This is a genomic window from Cellulosimicrobium sp. 4261, assembly GCF_040546915.1.
Lineage (GTDB): Bacteria > Actinomycetota > Actinomycetes > Actinomycetales > Cellulomonadaceae > Cellulosimicrobium > Cellulosimicrobium cinnabarinum.
This window is the reverse complement of record NZ_JBEPOQ010000027.1, coordinates 1-19,269: the sequence shown is the minus strand read 5'-3', so window position 1 is coordinate 19,269 and position 19,269 is coordinate 1. Positions and strand designations below refer to the sequence as shown.

Genomic DNA, 19,269 nt, shown 5'->3' with positions numbered 1-19,269 from the left:
TCCGCTCCCACTGTTCGTCCGACAAGACCTGGAACCGACTCACGCCCGTGAGTCTGGCCGCCCGCCTCCACTCAGAGTTGGGAGACACGCCCTAGGCCGGTTCTTCGCTCGCGTCGGGGCGCCACACGGACGCGAGCGCGGTCCAGTACGCGTCGCCCATGAGGGAGTACGGGGTCACGTTGACCGAGCGCACCCCGTTCGTCGCGGCGAAGGAGACGCCCTCCGCCATCGTCTCCGGCTCGATGGTGCGGCCGCGCCCCGCCCAGAGGCCGACGGAGATCGTGATGCGCGACGTGTCGTATCCCGCCGCAGCGAGCGCTGCGGTGAGCGCCTCGACGCTGTCGGCCTCGTGTCCCGAGTTCTGGAAGTAGGCCCAGACGGTCAGCCGGTCGACGGCGGACAGCAGGACGCCGTAGTCGTGGCCGCTGGACGGGACGCCCTGCGCGAGGTCGTCCCAGTCCACGCGTACCTCCATGGAGAGGGCGATCGACGCGCCGTCGCCGTCCCCGACCTCGTCGAGGCCGGCCCGCATCCGCGCGAGGAGCCCGGCGAGCACGTCGGACCGCCAGGACCCCAGCTCCGGCGCGTCCTCCTGGACCGCGCCGGACTCGTCGCGCGGCCAGTCCTCCGCGCCGGTCATCTCGCGGTAGAGCGCGAGATCGTCCTCGCCGAACGTGTAGCCGTCGAGGAAGAGCTCGGTCACGGAGATGTACGCGGGCTCGTACCGCTCGCCCAGCGCGACGACGTAGGCGACCAGGCGGTCACCGACGGGCCCGGTCGCAAGAGCGCTCGCGGAGGCCTGGTAGGTCGCCGTCTCACCGCTCGTGCTCCGGCCGGCGAGGGAGGGGTCCTGCTCGAGCCACCGCGGGACGAACGCGTCCACGATCAGGCCGAACTCGCGCTGCGCGCCGTCGGAGGTCCGGGCCAGGGCGCGCGCCGCCGTCGAGAGGTGGTCGGTACCCGGCTCGGCGGCGGCCTCCGGGTAGGCGGCCCAGTCGAACGCGGTGAACTCCACCCGTCCGGCGTTGAGCTCCACGGCGTTCGCCCCGGCGGAGTCGAGGTGCTGGTCGACCGCTCCCCAGTCGGTGCCCGGGTCGGTCACCACACCGAAGTCGATGCTGACGGACCGTACGTCGTCGGGCGGGGGCGTGGACCGCATGGGCGGCAGGGACTCCTTCCACGGGCTTGCGAGGAGCACCGCCGCGACGACGACGGCGACGAGGGGCACGACGATCAGCGCGACCCAGGGTCGTCGACCGCGCCGAGCCCGCGCACCGACACCGTGCCGGTCCTCTCGAGCTTGTCCCATCGTCCCTCCGCGTCCGTCGTCTCCCGGCGTGCCGCCTCCAGCATGACCAGTGTCATGAGCGAGGAGTAGACGGGCCACAGCGGGACCGTCCACAGATATCGAAGATCGCCGGGTGCGTGGTCGAGCACGACCGCGAGGAGCAGCAGCCCCAGGGACAGGGGCAGCCCGAGGAACAGCGCCCACTCCCACCACGACGGAGGCAGCCAGCCCGTGCCCTCGACGGCGACGAGGACGGAGAGGGCGAGGAACGCGAGCACCTGGAGGAACGGTCCCGCCACCTGCGACACGGTGTTGTAGAGCAGGTACGCCCCGAAGCGCCCGTACCGGAGGTTGCCGATCATCCGCCGGTGCAGCGCCGACACCTGGAGCAGGCCGCGCGCCCACCGCACCCGCTGTCGCCAGAGGCCGCGGACCGTCGAGGGCGACTCGGCGTAGACCACGGCGTCCGGCGCGAACGTCACCCCGTAGCCGGCGGCGTGCACCCGCCAGGTGAGCTCGAGGTCCTCTGCCAGGGTGTCCGTCCGGAGGGGCCCCGTGCGTTCGAGCACCTCGCGCCGGAACGCGCCCACGTTCCCCGACACGACGGGGAGGCAGCCGAGCACGTCGAGCGCGCGGCGCATGAGCCCGGTGCCGACGTGGCTGACGAGGGCGAGGAACCGCGTCAGCACCCGATCGAGGTTCACCGGGCGGTCGTTCCCGCACACCGCGCCGACGCGGGCGTCGCGGAACCCGCGCAGCAGCCGGGTGATCGTGTCGGGCCGGAAGACGCCGTCGGCGTCGACCAGGAGGACGACCTCGCCCCGCGCGAGGGCGATGCCACGGTTGAGGGCGGCGCCCTTGCCGGCGTTCTCCTGCCGCACCGCGTGCACGCGCGCGTGCCGCTCGGACAGCCTGAGCATCCTGTCGAAGGTGTCGTCGCGGGACCCGTCGTCGACGCACAGGATCTCGAAGCGCGGGTAGTCGCTGCGCAGGAGCGACCGCACGCAGTTGTCGATGACGACCGCCTCGTCGAAGGCGGGGACCACGACGGAGACCAGAGGAGGCTCCGCCCAGGACGGGCCGAGCCCGGCGGGGCCGGGTGCCGCGCGTCGGTGGCGGTGCTCGAAGGCGAGCGCGAACGGCACGAGGGCGAGGCGGACGAGCCCCACGACGAGGAGCGTCGATCCGACCACGAGCGCGAGCGCGGTGAGGACTCCGGTCAGGGCGGCCGGCATGCCTTCAGACCGGCCACTCGCGGAGCACGGCGTCGAGCAGCTCCGGTGCGGACTCGGACACCGCCCCGAAGCGCGCGTTGACCTCCAGGACGACCGGTGTCCCGTCCGCGAGCCGCCGGACGTCCATGTCGAGAGGACCGACGAGCCCGAGCGCCAGGGTCGTGGCCCGTGCCACGGCGGCGACGTCCGCGGCCGCGCTCTCCTCGAGGCGCGTCACCGTCGTGGCGTTGCCGACGCGTCCCTCCTTGCGGCCGGTCTTCTCCAGGACGACGACCTGCGTCTCCCCGGTCGACGGCGACCGGAACACCTGCGGGCAGTACTCCCGCCCCGGCGCGAACCCCTGGACGATCCACGACGCGTCGAGAGCGGCCCATGCCGGGTCGTCCGCGGTCTCCACGACGTGGACGCCACGCCCGCCCCGCGCGACACGCGGCTTGACGACGACCGGACCCGCCGCCCAGTCGAGCGCGTCCGCCGCGGAGGGCAGGGCGTCGGCCCCGGCGTGCGGCGGGACGCCGACGCCCTGGCGGTCGAGCGCGAGCATCGTGAGGAGCTTGTCGCCGGCGACGGCCGTCGGGCCGGGCGGCGACACCACGACGTCGCGGGTCAGGCCCGCGGCACCGGCGAGGACGGCGAGGTGCGCCAGCTCCTCGGAGACGGACGGGACGACGAGGACGTCTCCGTACCGGCGCACGAGCGCCAGGGTCGCGCCGTCGTAGGCGGGGTCTCCCGCCGCCGGGACGGCCTCCACGGTCGCGAACCCCGGGACGGCACGTGGCGCCAGGTCCACCCCGACGGCGTGCACCTCCGGTCGTCGCGCGAGCTGAGCCCCGAGCGCCCGCCCGGCCGGCCCTGCGGCCCCGGTGACGATGATCGTGCGCGTGTCCCCCATCGTCCGAATGTACGGCGGCCTCCTGGGGTCCGCAGGGCCGGGGGCACCGGGTACGCGGGAGCGAGGGCGGTGTGCCCGCTACGATGAGGCCACAACTCCATGCTTGACCGGCGGTGCCGTCCTTCGGGCGCGGTGCCGGCCGGGCCGCCAGAACCGCGACGGGAGAGTCCGTCGCCCCGGTCCCCGGACCGCGGCGACGGCGCCGAAGGAGCAAGTCCTCCCCGGGAATCTCTCAGGCCCACGTACCGTCGAGGCGAGGCAACTCTGGAAAGCGGCCGTGCTGGGGCGCCCTCGAGGCGTCGCGCGCGGCCCACCGACGGTGCAAGTCGGCGCGCCCCGGCCCTCGTGGCACGGCGGACCGGCAAAACTCTCAGGTCGACGCGTGCGTCCGATGACAGAGCGGGGAGGGACCCGCCGTCGTCCCCTCCCCCGGAGGTCCCCGTGACCCAGCCGTCCCTCGACCGCACCTCCCCGCTCGACGCCGCCTCCGGCGCGTTCGCGCCGCGCCACCTCGGCCCGCGCGGCCGCGAGGTGCAGGTCATGCTCGACCAGCTCGGCCACGCCTCGCTCGACGCGCTGGTCGACGCCGCCGTGCCCGCGGCGATCCGCACCGAGCGCCCGCTCGACCTGCCTGCGGCGCGCACCGAGACGGAGGTGCTCGACCACCTGCGCGCGCTCGCCGCGAAGAACGTCGTGAAGACGCAGATGATCGGGCTCGGCTACTACGGCACCGTCACTCCCCCGGTGATCCGTCGCAACGTCCTCGAGTCCCCCGCCTGGTACACGGCGTACACGCCGTACCAGCCCGAGATCTCGCAGGGCCGCCTGGAGGCGCTGCTCAACTTCCAGCAGGTCGTCGAGGACCTGACGGGTCTCGACGTCGCGAACGCGTCGCTGCTCGACGAGGCGACCGCGGTCGCGGAGGCCGTCGCCCTCATGTGGCGGGCGTCGCGCGCGAAGGGCGGCTACGTGGTGCTCGACGCCGACCTCTTCCCGCAGACGCTCGCCGTCACCCAGGGCCGGGCCCGGGCGGTCGGCCTGCCCGTCGTCGTCGCGGACCTGTCGGACGGCCTTGCGGCCGGGCTCGCCGCCGCTCGCGCGGCGGGCGCGTTCCCGACCGGGGTGGACGACGACGCGCACCTCGTGGGCGTCGTGGTCCAGCAGTCGGGCGCGTCGGGCCGCGTCGTGGACTGGCGGCCCGTGGTCACGGAGGCCAAGGACGCGGGCGCGCTCGTCACCGTGGCGAGCGACCTGCTCGCGCTGACGCTGCTCGTCTCCCCCGGCGAGCTCGGCGCCGACGTGGCGGTGGGCTCGGCCCAGCGGTTCGGCGTCCCGCTGTTCTACGGGGGCCCGCACGCGGCGTTCATGGCCGTGCGCAAGGGTCTGGAGCGCTCGCTCCCCGGTCGTCTCGTGGGCGTCTCGATCGACGCCGACGGCGACACCGCCTACCGCCTCGCGCTCCAGACGCGCGAGCAGCACATCCGGCGCGAGAAGGCGACGAGCAACATCTGCACGGCGCAGGCCCTCCTCGCGATCGTCGCCTCGATGTACGCGGTCTACCACGGGCCCGACGGCCTCCGCGCCATCGCCGAGCGCACGCACGCGCACGCCGTCACCCTCGCGGAGCGCCTCCGGGCCGCGGGCGTCGCCGTCGAGCACGACACCTTCTTCGACACCGTCCGCGCCGTCGTCCCGGGCCGCGCCACCGCCGTCGTCGAGACCGCCGCCACCGCCGGCATCAACCTGTACAACCCTGACGCAGATCATGTACAGATCGCCTGCGACGAGACCACCACCTCCGCGACCGTCGCCACCGTGCTGCGGTCGTTCGGCGTGGACGCCGCTGGAGGCCCGAGCGCCGAGGGCGCCTCCGTGGCCGGGTCCGGCCACGACCTCCCGACCTGGGCGACCCGGACGACGGCGTACCTCCAGCACCCGATCTTCCGCCTGCACCGCTCCGAGACGTCGATGCTGCGCTACCTGCGCCGTCTGGCGGACAAGGACCTCGCGCTGGACCGCACGATGATCCCGCTGGGCTCGTGCACGATGAAGCTCAACGCGACGGCGGAGATGGAGGCCATCTCCTGGCCGGGGTTCGCGGACCTGCACCCGTTCGTGCCGGCCGACCAGGCGCGCGGCTACGAGGAGCTGATCGGCGGCCTCGAGTCGGCGCTGGCGGAGATCACGGGTTACGCGGCCGTCTCGGTGCAGCCGAACGCGGGGTCGCAGGGCGAGCTCGCGGGCCTGCTGGCTATCCGCGAGTACCACGTGTCGCGCGGCGACGTGGAGCGTGACGTGTGCCTGATCCCCGCGTCGGCGCACGGGACGAACGCGGCGTCGGCGGCGCTGGCGGGGCTGAGGGTCGAGGTCGTGCGCACCGCGGAGAGCGGCGAGGTGGACCTGGCCGACCTGCGCGCGAAGCTGGCCGACCACGGCCCGCGGGTCGCGGCGATCATGATCACGTACCCGTCGACGCACGGCGTCTTCGAGGAGCACGTCCGCGAGGTCTGCGACCTCGTACACGAGGCGGGTGGTCAGGTGTACATCGACGGGGCGAACCTCAACGCGCTCGTCGGGCTCGCGCGCCCGGGGGAGTTCGGGGGCGACGTCTCGCACCTGAACCTGCACAAGACGTTCTGCATCCCGCACGGCGGAGGAGGGCCGGGAGTCGGCCCCGTCGCGGTCGCCGCGCACCTCGTGCCGTTCCTCCCGGGCGACCCGCTGGCTCCCGGTCAGGACCCCGCCACCGGCACCCCGGTCTCGGCGACGCGGTACGGGTCGGCCGGGATCCTGCCGATCTCGTACGCGTACGTCGCGCTCATGGGCCCGGACGGGCTGACGGAGGCGACGAAGACGGCCGTGCTCACGGCGAACTACGTCGCGAGCCGGCTCGCCGACCACTACCCGGTGCTCTACACCGGCCCGAACGGCCTCGTCGCGCACGAGTGCATCCTCGACCTGCGCCCGATCACCGCGCAGACGGGCGTGACGGCGGAGGACGTGGCGAAGCGGCTCATGGACTACGGGTTCCACGCCCCGACGCTCTCGTTCCCCGTGGCGGGCACGCTCATGGTGGAGCCGACGGAGAGCGAGGACCTCGCGGAGCTCGACCGGTTCGTCGACGCGCTCGTCGCGATCCGCGGCGAGATCGACGCCGTCGCCTCCGGCCGCTGGAGCGTCGAGGAGTCGCCGCTGCGCGGCGCCCCGCACACCGCGGCGGCGCTCGTGGCGGAGGACTGGGACAAGCCGTACTCGCGCGAGCTCGCGGCGTACCCGGTCGCGAGCCTGCGCGCCGGGAAGTACTGGCCGCCGGTGCGCCGCATCGACGGTGCGCGGGGCGACCGCAACCTGGTGTGCTCGTGCCCGCCCCTGGAGTCCTACGTGACGGGAGACCTCGCATGACCGAGCAGCAGACCGGGACGACCGAGAGCGCGGAGCGTCGCAGCCCGCTGCACGACGAGCACGTCGCGCTCGGCGCGAACCTCACGAGCTTCGGCGGGTGGCTGATGCCGCTGCGGTACACGTCCGACCTCGCGGAGCACCGCGCCGTCCGCGAGGCGGCCGGCCTGTTCGACCTCTCCCACATGGGCGAGATCGAGGTCGCGGGACCGCAGGCCGCGGCCGCGCTGGACCACGCGCTCGTCGGGAACCTCTCGGCGGTGGCGCCCGGCCGGGCGCGCTACACGATGATCTGCCAGGAGGACGGCGCGGTCCTCGACGACCTCGTCGTGTACCGCCTCGCGGACGAGCGGTTCCTCGTGGTCGCGAACGCGGGCAACGCGGACCTCGTCGCGCGCGAGCTCGTCGCGCGGGCCGCGGGCTTCGACGCGAACGTCACCGACCAGGGGTCGGCCACGGCGCTCGTCGCGGTCCAGGGGCCGCGCGCGGAGGAGATCGTCGCGGGCCTCACGGACCCGGCCGACCCGGTCGCCGCCGGGACCGTGCGCGACCTCCGGTACTACGCGGCGGCACCGCTCGTGCTGCGCACCGACGACGGCGCGGTGGACGCCCTCGTGGCCCGCACCGGGTACACGGGGGAGGACGGCTTCGAGCTGTTCGTGCCCGCGGACCGCGCCGCCGACCTGTGGCGCACCGTGCTCGCCGCGGGCGGGCCGCTCGGCCTCGTCCCGGCGGGCCTCTCCGCGCGCGACTCGCTGCGCCTGGAGGCGGGGATGCCGCTGTACGGGCACGAGCTCGACACCACGACCACGCCGTACGAGGCGGGGCTCGGGCGCGTCGTGAGGCTCGACAAGGTCGACGCCGACGGCGCCCCGCTCGAGTTCGTCGGCCGGGCCGCGCTCGCCGCGCGCCGGGAGTCCCCGCCCGCGCGCGTGCTCGTCGGGCTCGAGGGGCTGGGGCGACGGCCCGCGCGGGCGGGCTACGCCGTCGTGCTGCCGGGCGACGGCGTCGACGCCGGGGGAGCGGTGGGGGAGTCCGCACGCCGCGTGGGCACGGTGACGTCCGGTGCCCCGTCGCCGACGCTCGGCCACCCGATCGCCCTGGCGTACGTCACGCCCGAGCTGTCGGCGGAGGGCACCGAGCTCGCCGTCGACGTGCGCGGACGGGCCGAGCCCGTGGTCGTCGTGCCGCTCCCGTTCTACCGTCGTCCCCAGCAGTCCTGACCGACCCGTCGTCCCGAAGGAGAACCCCATGACCGAGGCCCAGTTCCCGGCGCACCTGCAGTACACGGCCGAGCACGAGTGGATCGACGGCTCGACCCCCGCCGTCGTCGGGATCACCGCGACGGCTGCCGAGGCGCTCGGCGACATCGTCTACCTGGAGCTGCCCGAGGTGGGCGCCGAGGTGACGGCCGGGAGCGTCATCGGCGAGGTCGAGTCGACCAAGTCCGTGTCGGAGCTCTTCTCGCCCGTCACGGGCACGATCGTCGAGGTGAACCAGGCGGCGGTCGACGACCCGGCCGTCGTGAACTCGGACCCGTACACCGACGGCTGGCTGTTCAAGGTCGACGTCGTCGACACGGGCGACCTGCTCACCGCCGACCAGTACGCGGCGCACGTCGGCAGCTGACGACCCGGCCGGGGCGGCGCGGACCGCCCCGGCACAGGGTCGGCGGAACGGCCGGCGGAACGGTCAGCGGAACGTCGTCGCGTAGTACGTCTGCTGGTCGACGGTCTCGACCTCGACGTCCTGCGTCCGCTCGAGGTGGCGGCGCAGGTTGTCCGCGAACCGCAGCGAGTCGTCGTTGAACCGCGACACGTCGTAGGCGCACACCACGCGGTTCTCCGCGAGGTGCGCGACGAGCGCGTCGATCATGTCCATGAACGTCCGGCTCGCCCGACGGCCCGGGTGGGCGAGCGTGAAGCCGATGTACCAGACGGCGCCGCGCGCGGCGTGCTCGGGGTAGCGCGCCGCGAAGAACTCCGGGCTCACCCACGGGACCGCCGCGAGGTCGGTCGCGAGCGTCGTCAGCCCGACGGCCGCGCCGTCGTCGTCGTGCGCGAGGAGCTTGAGCACCCGCGGGTCGCTCATCTCCTCGTCGAACTCCTCGCGGTGCAGCACGTGCCGGGCCGCCGCGCGCGTGCGCAGCGGCTCGAACGCCTCGAGGTAGAGCTCCCAGAACCGGTCGGCGAGCTCGCCGCCCACGGTCTGCTCGAACGTCACCGCGGCGCGCCCCGCGCCGGCGCGCGTCGGCGCCGTCACCGGGTCTCCCCGTCCCAGCCCTCGCGGCGGTACGCGGCGACGACGACGGAGCACACGGGCAGCGACTCGCAGCGCACCCCGGCGACCCGGCGACCGGCCGGGTGGAACCGGTTGCCGCGGGTCGCGGCCAGGTCCTCGAGGCTGAGCGTGAGGTCCAGCTCGAGCTGCTCGTGCGACGGCGCCTCGTGCTCCACGAAGAGACCGGCACCGCTGTCGTCGTCGCGCAGCGACCACGCCACGCCGGCCCACGCCTCGTGGCCGGGCATCACGGCGTGCGCCTCGGCGTACACGCAGTAGAGGAGGTCGCCGTGCCCGCCGTACCCCTCCTCGAGACGGTCCACCTCGACCACGCGGGACCCGGGCGGCACGACGGAGCTCAGCCGGACGAGGTTGAAGTCGCCGACGCCGGCGTCCGTGAGCGCCGCGTCGAACGCGGAGAGCTCGGTCCTCCCCGTGCCCGTCCCGTGGCTCACGTAGATGATGGGTCCCGCGGTCATGTGATCTCCGTCCCTGAGGCTCTTGCCCCGTCGTCGTGCGCCGTGCCCCAGCGGCCCGCGGCCGTGTCCAGGAGGTCGAGCACGGGTTCCAGCAGCTTCTCGGGGGCGGTGCTCCCCTTGCGCAGGTAGACGGTATCTCCCAGCCGGAGGTCCGCACGCTGGTGCGCGTCGAGGCGCGCCCCGCTGTAGATGACGAGCGGGACCCGGCTCAGGCGGCCGTCCTGGCGGAGCGCGTCGACGACCTCGCGCCCCGCGCCGTCGGGCAGCGTGAGGTCGAGCACGACGAGCGCCGGGTCGTCGCCGCCCGCGAGCACCTCCAGCGCCTCGTGGACGCTGCGCGCCAGCGTGACGACGAGGCCCGCCCCCTGCAGGACGGTGCGCACGACCTCCCCGACCTCCGGGTCGTCCTCGACGACGAGCACGTGCTCGTGGTGCGGGCGCAGGCTGACGGCCTCCCGGACGGTGCGCTCGAGCTCCGCGGGCGCGACCGGCTTCACGAGCCAGCGGTCGGCGAGGGACGCCGTCGCCACGGCCTTCGAGGGCTGCGAGCCCGAGACGATGACGACGGGCACGTTCGCCGTCGCGGCGCTCCGGCGCACCCGGTCGAGGACGTCCTGCCCGTCGCGTCCCGGCATCGCGAGGTCGAGCACGACGGCGGCGGGCCGGGCGGCCTCGATGGCCGCGAAGGCGAGCGTGCCGTCGGTCACCCCCACGACGTCGTACCCGCGCGACTCCAGGACCGAGCGCAGCACGTCGACGACGTACGCGTCGTCGTCGACCACCACGACGCGGGGGCGCGGGGCGCCGGGCGCCGTCGCGGGCACCTCGTCGGCCGTGCCGAGGACCGGCTCGGGCCGGGGGAGCGTCGCGCGGAAGGTCGCGCCCGTGCCCTCGCCGCGGCTCTCGGCCCAGATGCGGCCCCCGTGGCGCTCCACGATGCTCTGCGAGATCGCGAGCCCGAGCCCGCTGCCCCCGCGCTCGCGCGAGTCGGACGCGTCGACCTGCTCGAAGCGCCGGAACACCGTCTCGAGCTTGTCCGGGGGGATGCCGCGTCCCTCGTCCTCGACGCGGAGCTCGACCATGTCCCCGGCGGAGCGCGCGGACACGCGGACCGTCCCACCCGGCGGGGAGAACTTCACGGCGTTGCTCAGCAGGTTGGTCAGCATCTGCACGACGCGTTCCCCGTCGACGGCGACGACCTCGTCGGTGTGCTCCTGCACGATCTCGACGCCGGCGTCGCGCGCGAGCAGCCCGACAGGCTCCGCGGCCGTCGAGACGAGGTCGGCCACGCGGTGCTCGGCCCGCTCGAGCGGCGTCGTGCCCGAGTCCATGCGCTCGATGTCGAGGATGTCGTCCACGATCCGGTTGAGGCGGTCGCTGCTCGACCGCGCGACGTGCACCATGCGCGCCGAGCGCTCGGGGAGCGTGCCCAGGGCGCCGCTGTCGAGCAGGCCGAGCGCGCCGCGGATCGCGGTGAGCGGCGTGCGCAGCTCGTGGCTCACGACGGACACGAACTCGTCCTTGAGCCGCTCGACCTCCCGCCGGTCCGTGATGTCGCGGAACACGACGACGGCGCCCAGCGTGCGGCCGTCGTCCTTGAGCGGGCTCGCCGTGACCTCGACGGCCACCTCGGAGCCGTCCTCGCGGAGGTAGACGTCCTGCTCGGCGACCGCCGTGATGCCGTCGCGCACGGCCTCCCGGATGTAGCAGGAGTCCGGGGGATAGGGGTTGCCGTCCGCGTCCGGCGCGTGGAAGAGCGCGTGCGCGTCCCGGCCGATGAGCGAGTCCTGGCTCGCGCCGAGCGTGCGGGACGCCGCCGCGTTGACGAAGGTCACGCGGCCGTCGGGGTCGACGCCGTAGATGCCGTCCGCCACGGACTCGAGCGTCCGGGCGCGCTCCCCGGCGAGCGCACGGAGCTGGGACGTGCGCTCCTCGACCCGCCGCTCGAGGCCGTGCAGCAGCGACTCGTTGTCGGCGACGACGAGGATCTGCCGCGCGACGACCGCGAGCAGCACGACGACCCACAGCGCGTTCGGCGCCCACGTGAAGCCCGTCGAGGACTGCACGACCCGGATCAGGGCGGCCGCGAGGAACAGGCAGAACGTCACGGTCGTGCCGAGGATCGCGGACCCCTGCGCGCGCTCGTCGGCCACCGGGCTGCCGCTCGCCGCCCGGTGCCGCGCCGCGAGCGCGATCATGAGGTACCCGCCGACCCAGCCGACGTCGATCGGGCTGCCGAACGTGAACGTGCCGTCGGCGGAGAGCAGGGCGAACGCGACGTCGGCCACGGCGTAGAGCACGAACCCGCTGCCCACGAGCACGAGGGGCACCCGCTCGGAGGCGGTCGAACGGGTCATCACGAGGACGGCGAAGGTCGCGAGCAGCGCGTCCACCACCGGGAGCGTGTACGCCGTGACGGCCGTCGTGCCGGTCGGCGCGGCCTCGGCGGAGCGGAGCGTCACCGCGTAGAGCGCGATGTACAGCACCGAGCCGCCGACGACGACGCTGTCGAGCAGCATCCGCCCGATCTCCTTGCCGCGCGGGCGCACGGTGGGGAAGAACGCGAGCCCGACGATGCCGAGGAGCAGCGCGGCGATGTAGGCGTAGTCGCCCGTCGAGGGGTTGTCGACCAGGCCCGCCCAGACGTTCCCGACGAGACCGACCACGCCGCCGAGCGCGAGCAGGCTCCACGCCCGACGCCGTCGGCCCGTCGAGCGTGCCGCGCGCCACCCGCAGCTCGCTGCGGCGATCGCCCCGGCGCTCATGATCGAGGTCTGCGAGACCGTGCGTCGCGTCTCGGCGTCGAGCGGGCTCGCGAGGACGAGGACGAGGAGCACGAGGAGGACGCCGACCACCCAGCACCAGAGGACGAAGGGGTCGTGCGTCCGCTCCGTCGGTCCCCGCTGCCCCACCATGCGTCGAGCGTAGGTGACCGCCCGTCGGTGCGCGCTGCCGGGCGCGGGCTTCTCGGCTAGCGTCGGGACGATGGACGCGGAAGGGCAGAAGAGGCGGCGCGTGGTCGTCATCGACGACGACCCGTCGATCCGCGAGGTCGTCGAGCTCGCGCTCGACGTGGTGGGCGGCTACGAGGTCCACGTCGCGGCCGACGGCGACGAGGGCGCGGCGCTCGCGGAGCGGGTGCGGCCCGACGCGATCGTCCTCGACGTGATGATGCCCGTCGTGGACGGGCCCACCGTGCTCGCGCGCCTGCGGACCCGCCCCGCGCTGCGGGACGTGCCGGTCGTCTTCCTCACCGCCAAGGTCGGCGCCGGGGAGATCTCGCGGCTCGACGGCCTGGGCGCGGCCGGCGTCATCACGAAGCCGTTCGACGCCCTCGACCTCGCGGCCCGGCTCGGCTCCCTCCTCGGGTGGACGCCGTGACGGCCGGACCCGACGGTCGCGCCGAGGACCGGCTCGACGCCGCGCTCGTCGTGCTGCGGGGGCGGGCGCGGGCCCGGAACGCGGCCCGGGTCGACGAGGTGGCCCGCCTCCTGGGCCACGGACCGGACGGGACGGGCGCTCCCACGCCCGAGGCCGTCCTCGAGGCCGCGGCGCTGTGCCACGCCGTCGCCGGGTCGGCCGGGACGTTCGGTGACGACGACACCACCGCGGCGGCGCGCGCGCTGGAGACGGCGCTCCGCGCGGGCGACCTCGCCGCGGTCCCGGCACGACTCCGGAGCCTGCACGCGCTGACCGACGGCGCCCGGGACGGCTCGGACCCGGAGTCTTGAGCAAATCTTGAGGTTCTCCTGCGGCGGACGTGGGATTCCCCCGAGGACCGACCACCAGTGTGGTGGGTGCCGAGGGGACCGTCCCCCGGACTGGCAGGGGGTACACCCATGATCGACACCGTGACGTCGCCCGACCGCCCGACCCGAGGCGAGACCCGCGCACCCCGCGTCCCGACGCCGACCTACCTCACGTCGGGCCCGCAGGCGAGCATCGACGCCGCCATGGCAGCGCTGAGCGACACCGTCGAGCGCACGCTGCAGGAGGACCTCGCCCAGGGAATGCTCCCGACGGTCGAGCAGATGAGCGTGAGCGTCGTGACCCGTTCGACGGGTTCCCTCGAGGACTACACGGCGGTCGCGCTGCTGCTGCTCTCGTACCAGCACCTCGTCTGACCTGCACCGACGCCGCTCCGGCGGCACCTTCGTCCCGGGCTGGACGAACGTCCTGAAACTCGTCGCGAGAAGTCGCGTCATGAAACGACTCCTGTCCCATCCCTTCATGTAGCACCAACCGGAACTCGCCACGTGGGGATGACGTGACCGGAGAGCATCTGGAGGAGAACATGAGCACCATCGAGCTGGTCCGCCCCATGGCGGCCCCGTCGGAGCGGATCGCCACACCGATCGCTCCGCTGACCCGCCGGGAGCGGGTCGTCCTGTCGAACCTGTCTGAGGACGTCACGCTCGAGCAGATCGCCACCAAGCTCTTCGTCACGCGCAACACGGTCAAGTCGCAGGTCCGCAGCCTCTACCGCAAGCTCGGCGTCTCGACCCGTGCCGAGGCCGTGGCCTGGGCGCGGGCGGCCGGCCTGCGCTGACGAGCGGCTCCGCAGCCGTCGCAGGCCGCGGTCGCGGTCGTGTCACCCGCGCGTCACGACGCCGTGCGACACTCCGCGTATGACTCTGCGCAGACTGGTGGTGGCCGCGGCGATCGTCGACGATCTCGTCGCCCCGCGGCTCCTGCTCAGCGCGCGCCGGTCCCGTCCGTCGCACCTCGCGGGCCGCTGGGAGTTCCCCGGGGGCAAGGTCGACCCCGGTGAGACCCCGACCGAGGCGCTGCACCGCGAGCTCCGCGAGGAGCTCGGCGTGGCCGTGGAGCTCGGCGACGAGATCGTGGGTCCCGACCACGGGTCCTGGATCATCACCGACCGCCACGTGATGCGCCTGTGGTTCGCGCGGGTCACCGCGGGCGAGCCCCAGCCGCTCGTCGAGCACGACGAGCTGACGTGGCTCGACGCCGGGAGCTGGCTCGACGTGCCGTGGCTCGACGCCGACGTGCGCATCGTCGAGGAGCTCGCGCGCCAGGTGGCCCCCGAGGCGGTCTGACCGCCAGCCGCTCGGGGCGAGCGCGGTCGCCCGCGCGACGACCGCCCCCGGCAGCCCCGGCCGTCGACGGTCACTCCGCCGCCCCTCCCGCACCCCGCCACGCCTTCCGCGCGCGCCCTGCGTCGTGCCTGGCTACGGTCGCGACGTGAGCCGATTCACCGCTCGGGCGCGCCGCGCGCTGCGCGACCTCGGGGACCGCCTGCCGCCCGGGGTCGCCGTCGTGCTCGGCGGCGCCGCCACCGTGCTGGGCGCCGCCGTCGTGCTGCGGCCGTTCGCGTCGCTCGCCGTCCTCGTCGTCGCGGTCGTCGCCGCGCTCGCCGTCCTCGGCGTCGCCGAGCTCGTCGGCGAGCTCGCCGGCGAGGGCGGTGCGCCCCCGGACGCGCGCGGCGCCCGCGCCCTGCGCGTCGTGCGCGGGGTGCTGTTCCTCGCGCTCGCGGTCGCGGTGCTCGTGTGGCCCGCGCCGACGATCGCGGTCGTCGCGGTGCTCGTGGGCGTCGGCCTGGTCGTCGCCGGGCTCCTCGACGTGGTCGACGGCGTCCGGTCGTCGGGCACGGACCGCTGGGTCCGCGTGGCGGTGGGTGCGGCGTCCGTGCTGCTCGGCGGGCTCGCGCTCGTCTGGCCGGACGTGACCGTGCTCGTCGTCGCCGTGGTGCTGGGAGTGCGCCTCGTGCTGCTCGGCGTGCGGCTGCTCGTCGACGGGGTGCGCCGTGCGCGGGCCGCACGTCGTGCGCCCGACCCCGCCGCCGCGTCGTCGGGCCGGTCCCGGTCGGGGCGCCGCGGGCCGGCCGCGCTCGTCGGCGCGGTGCTCGCGTTCGTCGCGGCCGCGGGGCTCACGGGCGTGAGCGTCGCGGTGCAGCGGGCCGCGCCGCACGCCGACGCGTTCTACGACGAGCCCGACGCGGTGCCCGACGAGGCCGGCAGGCTGCTGCGGGCCGAGCCGTTCACGCGGCAGATCCCGGACGGCGCGACCGCCTGGCGCATCCTCTACACGACGACGCTCGACGAGGGGGAGCCCACCGTCGCGAGCGGCCTCGTCGTCGTGCCCGACGGCGTCGGCGCGGACGGCGGGGCGCCGCCGCCCGTCGTCGCGTGGGCGCACGGGACCACCGGCTTCGCGCGCGGGTGCGCGCCGTCGGTGCTCGACGAGCCGTTCGAGTCCGGCGCGTTCTTCCTGCTCGACGACGTGCTCGCGCGCGGGTGGGCTCTCGTCGCCACCGACTACGCCGGGCTCGGGACGGCAGGGCCGCACCCGTACCTCGTCGGCCAGGGCGAGGCGCGCTCCGTGCTCGACGCCGTGCGCGCGGCCCGCGCGCTCGACGACGCGACGCTGGGCGAGCAGACCGTCGTCTGGGGTCACTCCCAGGGCGGGCACGCCGCCCTGTGGACGGGCGCCGTCGCGCCCGCGTACGCGCCCGACGTGCCGCTCGCCGGCGTCGCCGCGCTCGCCCCGGCGAGCGACCTCGTCGGGATGGTGTCGCACCTGGAGAACGTGGCCGGGGGGAGCGTCTTCGCGTCGTACGTCGTCGCGGCGTACGACGCGGCCTACCCGGACGCCGACGCGTTCGCCGCCGTGCGCCCGGGGGCACGCCTCGTCGTGCACGAGATGGCGTCCCGCTGCCTGTCCGAGCCGGGCGCGCTCGTCTCCGTCGCCGAGGCGCTGTCCATGGACCAGCCGCTGTGGACGACGGACCCGACGGACGGCGCGCTCGGGGAGCGGCTCGCCGAGAACGTCCCGACGGGTGCGGTCGAGGCGCCGCTGCTCGTCGCGCAGGGGGCGTCGGACCCGCTGGTCCTCCCGAGCACGCAGGACGCGTACGTGGGGGAGCGCTGCGCGGCCGGGCAGCCGGTGGACTACCGCACGTACGAGGGGCGGGACCACGTCGGCCTCGTCCAGGCGGACTCGCCGCTCGCCCCCGACCTCGTGCGGTGGACCGAGGCACGGCTCGCGGGAGAGCCGCCGACGCCGACCTGCGCCACCGGCTGACGCGACGCGGCAGCGCCCCGGCGTCGCGCGATCCGCTCGGGGCGGACGGCGGCGCGTCAGGCGTGCTCGGCGTCCTCGGGCGAGGTGTCGGTCGGGTGCGTGCGTCCCGGGGTGCCCGGGTCCTGGTGCGGGCCCGTGTGCGTGTCCGTGTGCCTGTCCGAGGCCGTCGCGTCGGGGGCCGGGTCCGCACGGGCCGCGCCCGCGCGCGCCCGGAGCAGGCTCGCGACGTCGGCGAGCGTGCTGCCCACGGCCCGCGGAGCGCGGTCGGGCCGCAGGTAGCGCTCGTCGTCGTCCGGGGTGACCGCTGCCGGGCGAGGTGGCGCGGTCGGCTCGACCCCCGGCGAGGCGCCGGGCACGGCTCCCGGCTCCGGGAGGCCCTGCACCACGCGACCGCCGCCGGCCCGCCAGGCCAGCGTCGCGTCGACGAGGCGCCGGTACACGCCCGCGTCGAGCGGGTCGCGCAGCCACGCGTCGGCCGCCTCGGCGACGTGCCGCGCGAGGCGCCCGTCCTGGTCCGTCACGTCGTCTCCCGGTGGGTGGTCTGCCGTCGTCCGGTCCCATCCTCGCGTGCCGCGACCGCACCTGCTTGCGAGCGCGCGGTCGCGGCGCGACGGTGGCCTGCGGAGGTGGTCACCGTGGCCGACACGTTCCCCCGGATCGCTCAGGTCGTGCTCGACACGACCGACGCCCGCGCGCTCGCGGAGTTCTACCGCGGCCTGTTCGGGCTCGAGTACCGCGCCGGCGACGAGCCGCCCGCCGCGGGCGAGCCCGACCCCGACGGCGCGGACTGGCTCGTGCTGCGCGCCGCCCCGGGCGGGGTCCAGCTCGCGTTCCAGCAGGTCGGGGCGCTCCTGCCCTCGACGTGGCCCGACGACGGCGTGCCGCAGCAGCTCCACCTCGACTGCACCGTGCCCGACGTCGCGGAGCTCGACCGGCAGCACGACCGCGCCCTCGCGCTCGGGGCGCGTCTGCTGCTCGACCGGTCCGACGACCCGGACGAACCGCTGCGCGTCTACGCCGACCCGTCCGGCCACCCGTTCTGCCTCTTCGTGGGCTGACGCGCGCGCTCGCCACCCGTCGCCGGGCGCGGGATCATGCCTGCATGACCGCGACCCCGCTGACCACGGCCGAGCTCACCGACGTCTACACCGACCTTCACCGGCACCCCGAGCTCGCGTTCGCCGAGCACCGGACCGCCGGGATCGTCGCCGAGCGGCTGCGCGGCTGGGGCTACGACGTGCACGAGGGCCTCGGCGGGACCGGCGTCGCGGGCGTCCTCGCGAACGGCGACGGGCCGCGCGTCCTGCTGCGCGCCGACATGGACGGGCTCCCCGTCACCGAGCGCACCGGCCTGCCCTACGCCTCCACGGACACCGCGACCACGCCCGACGGCCACGAGTCCGGCACCATGCACGCGTGCGGCCACGACGTGCACGTGACGTGCCTGCTCGGCGCCGCGGCCGAGCTCGCCGCGCACCGCGACACGTGGTCGGGCACGCTCGTCGTCGTCTTCCAGCCCGCCGAGGAGGTCGGCGGGGGAGCGCGGGCGATGGTCGCGGACGGCCTGTTCGACCGGACCGGCGGGCGGCCCGACGTCGTCCTGGGACAGCACGTCATGCCCCTGCCCGTGGGCGTCGTCAACCTCACGGCCGGGCCGGCGATGGCCGCGACCGACTCGTTCCGCGTCACCCTGCACGGCAGGGGCGGCCACGGCTCCAGCCCCGAGTCGACCGTCGACCCCGTCGTCATGGCGGCCGCGACGGTCATGCGGCTCCAGGGCGTGGTGTCGCGCGAGGTCGGGGCCCGGGAGTCCGCGGTCGTGACCGTCGGGGCCCTGCGGGCCGGGACGCAGGCCAACATCATCCCGGGGTCGGCGGAGCTGCTCGTCAACGTCCGGTCCTTCACGCCGACCGTCCGCCGCCGCGTGCTCGACGCGATCCACCGCATCGTCGACGCCGAGGCCGCGGCGTCCGGGGCGCCCCAGGCGCCGGAGTACGAGGAGGTCTCGACGTTCGACCTCATGGTCAACGACCCCGCCGCCACCGAGCGCACCCGGGCCGTCCTCGCCCGCACGCTCGACGAGCAGCACGACCGCATCACGGCCGCGGGCGGGCGGGCCGCCGTCGTGTCGCTGCCGCCGCTGCCCGGGTCCGAGGACGTCGGCGACCTCGCCACCGCCGCCGGCGTGCCGCTCGTCTACTGGAACCTCGGCGGGTTCGACCCCGCGCTGTTCGCCGCGTTCGACCTGTCCACCGCGACGGGCATGGGCAACCTGCCCGACGGCGTCGCCCCGAACCACTCCCCGTACTTCGCGCCCGTCCCCGAGCCGACGCTCGACCTGGGCGTCGCGCTCCTCGTCGCCGCGGCGCGCGACTGGCTGCGCGCCGTGTGACGTCGTCGCGCGCGACCGGGGTGTGCGCCCGCGGGGCAGCGGCTCCACCGGGATGAACCCGGGCTCTACCTCGGCGGACCGGGGCTCTACCTCGGCGGACCGGGGCTCTACCTCGTGCGGTGGGGAGCCCCTTCGGTGTCCGGCGGGCCCGGGGGGTGCGTCGTCGTCGGGGTCAGGCGGACTTCTCGCGCGGGGTGCGTGCGCGGGCGGTCGTGGTGCGCGGCACGATCGTGGGATTGACGTTGTCCAGCACGACCTCGCGC

At 75.1% G+C, this 19,269-nt stretch carries 18 protein-coding genes and 1 riboswitch; of the genes, 11 read left to right on the top strand and 7 right to left on the bottom strand.

Features of this window, described 5'->3' with window-relative positions; translation table 11 throughout:
- Positions 1-91: 91 nt before the first annotated feature.
- The 3 genes from ABIE39_RS18655 to ABIE39_RS18645 are packed head-to-tail and all read right to left on the bottom strand — an operon-like array spanning position 92 to position 3,415.
- On the bottom strand, positions 92-1,228 hold the full coding sequence (locus tag ABIE39_RS18655) for a hypothetical protein (protein WP_074804117.1): 1,137 nt from the start codon (positions 1,226-1,228) through the stop codon (positions 92-94).
- Between the two features lie 5 nt (positions 1,229-1,233).
- Positions 1,234-2,523 (bottom strand): glycosyltransferase family 2 protein, encoded by a 1,290-nt coding sequence (locus tag ABIE39_RS18650; protein ID WP_074804119.1) that lies wholly within the window; start codon positions 2,521-2,523, stop codon positions 1,234-1,236.
- A 4-nt stretch (positions 2,524-2,527) separates the two neighbouring features.
- On the bottom strand, positions 2,528-3,415 hold the full coding sequence (locus ABIE39_RS18645; protein WP_074804121.1) for an ATP-grasp domain-containing protein: 888 nt from the start codon (positions 3,413-3,415) through the stop codon (positions 2,528-2,530).
- 149 nt (positions 3,416-3,564) lie between these two features.
- Positions 3,565-3,673, top strand: a riboswitch (glycine riboswitch).
- A gap of 183 nt (positions 3,674-3,856) precedes the next feature.
- Between ABIE39_RS18645 and gcvP the strand changes: the two genes are divergently transcribed.
- Genes gcvP through gcvH form a run of 3 tightly spaced genes read left to right on the top strand, consistent with a single transcriptional unit; the run spans position 3,857 to position 8,443 of the window.
- Entirely contained in the window at positions 3,857-6,817 is a 2,961-nt protein-coding gene (gene gcvP, locus ABIE39_RS18640; protein ID WP_354053015.1) for an aminomethyl-transferring glycine dehydrogenase, read from the top strand.
- The gene (gene gcvT / locus ABIE39_RS18635) at positions 6,814-8,037 is read left to right on the top strand and encodes a glycine cleavage system aminomethyltransferase GcvT (protein ID WP_354053013.1); all 1,224 of its coding nucleotides are present in this window, start codon (positions 6,814-6,816) and stop codon (positions 8,035-8,037) included. Before gcvP ends, gcvT begins: the two co-directional genes overlap by 4 nt.
- Before the next feature lie 28 nt (positions 8,038-8,065).
- Positions 8,066-8,443 carry a glycine cleavage system protein GcvH gene (gcvH, locus tag ABIE39_RS18630; RefSeq protein ID WP_021483687.1) on the top strand — a complete coding sequence of 126 codons (378 nt, stop codon included), beginning with the start codon at positions 8,066-8,068 and terminating at the stop codon, positions 8,441-8,443.
- Between the two features lie 63 nt (positions 8,444-8,506).
- On the opposite strand, the gene ABIE39_RS18625 is transcribed toward gcvH, so the two are convergent.
- The 3 genes from ABIE39_RS18625 to ABIE39_RS18615 are packed head-to-tail and all read right to left on the bottom strand — an operon-like array spanning position 8,507 to position 12,488.
- A complete protein-coding gene (locus ABIE39_RS18625; protein WP_051027849.1) occupies positions 8,507-9,076 on the bottom strand; it encodes a hypothetical protein in 570 nt (189 codons plus the stop codon).
- Positions 9,073-9,573: a pyruvoyl-dependent arginine decarboxylase gene (locus ABIE39_RS18620; RefSeq protein WP_043653117.1), complete on the bottom strand. Its 501-nt coding sequence runs from the start codon at positions 9,571-9,573 to the stop codon at positions 9,073-9,075. The genes ABIE39_RS18625 and ABIE39_RS18620 overlap by 4 nt, the downstream gene beginning before the upstream one ends.
- Complete coding sequence (locus tag ABIE39_RS18615) at positions 9,570-12,488, bottom strand: hybrid sensor histidine kinase/response regulator (RefSeq protein WP_354053010.1); 2,919 nt, start codon at positions 12,486-12,488, stop codon at positions 9,570-9,572. Before ABIE39_RS18615 ends, ABIE39_RS18620 begins: the two co-directional genes overlap by 4 nt.
- A 70-nt stretch (positions 12,489-12,558) precedes the next feature.
- On the opposite strand from ABIE39_RS18615, the gene ABIE39_RS18610 reads away from it, so the two are divergent.
- The 6 genes from ABIE39_RS18610 to ABIE39_RS18585 all read left to right on the top strand — a co-directional run bounded on the left by ABIE39_RS18610 (position 12,559) and on the right by ABIE39_RS18585 (position 16,614).
- Positions 12,559-12,954, top strand: coding sequence for a response regulator (locus tag ABIE39_RS18610; RefSeq protein WP_108050842.1), 396 nt, complete (start codon positions 12,559-12,561; stop codon positions 12,952-12,954).
- Positions 12,951-13,304, top strand: coding sequence for an Hpt domain-containing protein (locus tag ABIE39_RS18605; protein ID WP_354053008.1), 354 nt, complete (start codon positions 12,951-12,953; stop codon positions 13,302-13,304). The genes ABIE39_RS18610 and ABIE39_RS18605 overlap by 4 nt, the downstream gene beginning before the upstream one ends.
- 108 nt (positions 13,305-13,412) lie before the next feature.
- Complete coding sequence (locus tag ABIE39_RS18600) at positions 13,413-13,697, top strand: hypothetical protein (RefSeq protein WP_108050838.1); 285 nt, start codon at positions 13,413-13,415, stop codon at positions 13,695-13,697.
- A 197-nt stretch (positions 13,698-13,894) separates the two neighbouring features.
- Positions 13,895-14,122, top strand: coding sequence for a helix-turn-helix domain-containing protein (locus tag ABIE39_RS18595; RefSeq protein WP_044144703.1), 228 nt, complete (start codon positions 13,895-13,897; stop codon positions 14,120-14,122).
- A gap of 79 nt (positions 14,123-14,201) precedes the next feature.
- Positions 14,202-14,630: an NUDIX domain-containing protein gene (locus ABIE39_RS18590; RefSeq protein ID WP_175009382.1), complete on the top strand. Its 429-nt coding sequence runs from the start codon at positions 14,202-14,204 to the stop codon at positions 14,628-14,630.
- Positions 14,631-14,775: 145 nt separating this feature from the next.
- The gene (locus ABIE39_RS18585) at positions 14,776-16,614 is read left to right on the top strand and encodes a lipase family protein (protein ID WP_354053006.1); all 1,839 of its coding nucleotides are present in this window, start codon (positions 14,776-14,778) and stop codon (positions 16,612-16,614) included.
- Between the two features lie 56 nt (positions 16,615-16,670).
- Here the strand turns inward: ABIE39_RS18585 and ABIE39_RS18580 are convergent, their stop codons facing one another.
- Positions 16,671-17,135 (bottom strand): hypothetical protein, encoded by a 465-nt coding sequence (locus ABIE39_RS18580; protein ID WP_175009380.1) that lies wholly within the window; start codon positions 17,133-17,135, stop codon positions 16,671-16,673.
- 114 nt (positions 17,136-17,249) lie between these two features.
- Here ABIE39_RS18580 and ABIE39_RS18575 point away from each other — a divergent pair, with 114 nt between their 5' ends.
- Together ABIE39_RS18575 and ABIE39_RS18570 are read left to right on the top strand one after the other, a co-directional pair.
- Positions 17,250-17,672 (top strand): VOC family protein, encoded by a 423-nt coding sequence (locus tag ABIE39_RS18575; protein WP_354053004.1) that lies wholly within the window; start codon positions 17,250-17,252, stop codon positions 17,670-17,672.
- A 44-nt stretch (positions 17,673-17,716) separates the two neighbouring features.
- Positions 17,717-19,006 carry an amidohydrolase gene (locus tag ABIE39_RS18570; protein WP_354053002.1) on the top strand — a complete coding sequence of 430 codons (1,290 nt, stop codon included), beginning with the start codon at positions 17,717-17,719 and terminating at the stop codon, positions 19,004-19,006.
- Positions 19,007-19,269: the final 263 nt, after the last annotated feature.

Excerpts from the sequence above, each read along its gene's own strand:
- ABIE39_RS18650 (WP_074804119.1), bottom strand. The coding sequence starts at position 2,523 with ATGCCGGCCGCCCTGACCGGAGTCCTCACCGCGCTCGCGCTCGTGGTC.
- ABIE39_RS18645 (WP_074804121.1), bottom strand. The coding sequence starts at position 3,415 with ATGGGGGACACGCGCACGATCATCGTCACCGGGGCCGCAGGGCCGGCC.
- gcvT (WP_354053013.1), top strand. The coding sequence starts at position 6,814 with ATGACCGAGCAGCAGACCGGGACGACCGAGAGCGCGGAGCGTCGCAGC.
- gcvH (WP_021483687.1), top strand. The coding sequence starts at position 8,066 with ATGACCGAGGCCCAGTTCCCGGCGCACCTGCAGTACACGGCCGAGCAC.
- ABIE39_RS18620 (WP_043653117.1), bottom strand. The coding sequence starts at position 9,573 with ATGACCGCGGGACCCATCATCTACGTGAGCCACGGGACGGGCACGGGG.
- ABIE39_RS18615 (WP_354053010.1), bottom strand. The coding sequence starts at position 12,488 with ATGGTGGGGCAGCGGGGACCGACGGAGCGGACGCACGACCCCTTCGTC.
- ABIE39_RS18610 (WP_108050842.1), top strand. The coding sequence starts at position 12,559 with ATGGACGCGGAAGGGCAGAAGAGGCGGCGCGTGGTCGTCATCGACGAC.
- ABIE39_RS18600 (WP_108050838.1), top strand. The coding sequence starts at position 13,413 with ATGATCGACACCGTGACGTCGCCCGACCGCCCGACCCGAGGCGAGACC.
- ABIE39_RS18595 (WP_044144703.1), top strand. The coding sequence starts at position 13,895 with ATGGCGGCCCCGTCGGAGCGGATCGCCACACCGATCGCTCCGCTGACC.
- ABIE39_RS18590 (WP_175009382.1), top strand. The coding sequence starts at position 14,202 with ATGACTCTGCGCAGACTGGTGGTGGCCGCGGCGATCGTCGACGATCTC.
- ABIE39_RS18570 (WP_354053002.1), top strand. The coding sequence starts at position 17,717 with ATGACCGCGACCCCGCTGACCACGGCCGAGCTCACCGACGTCTACACC.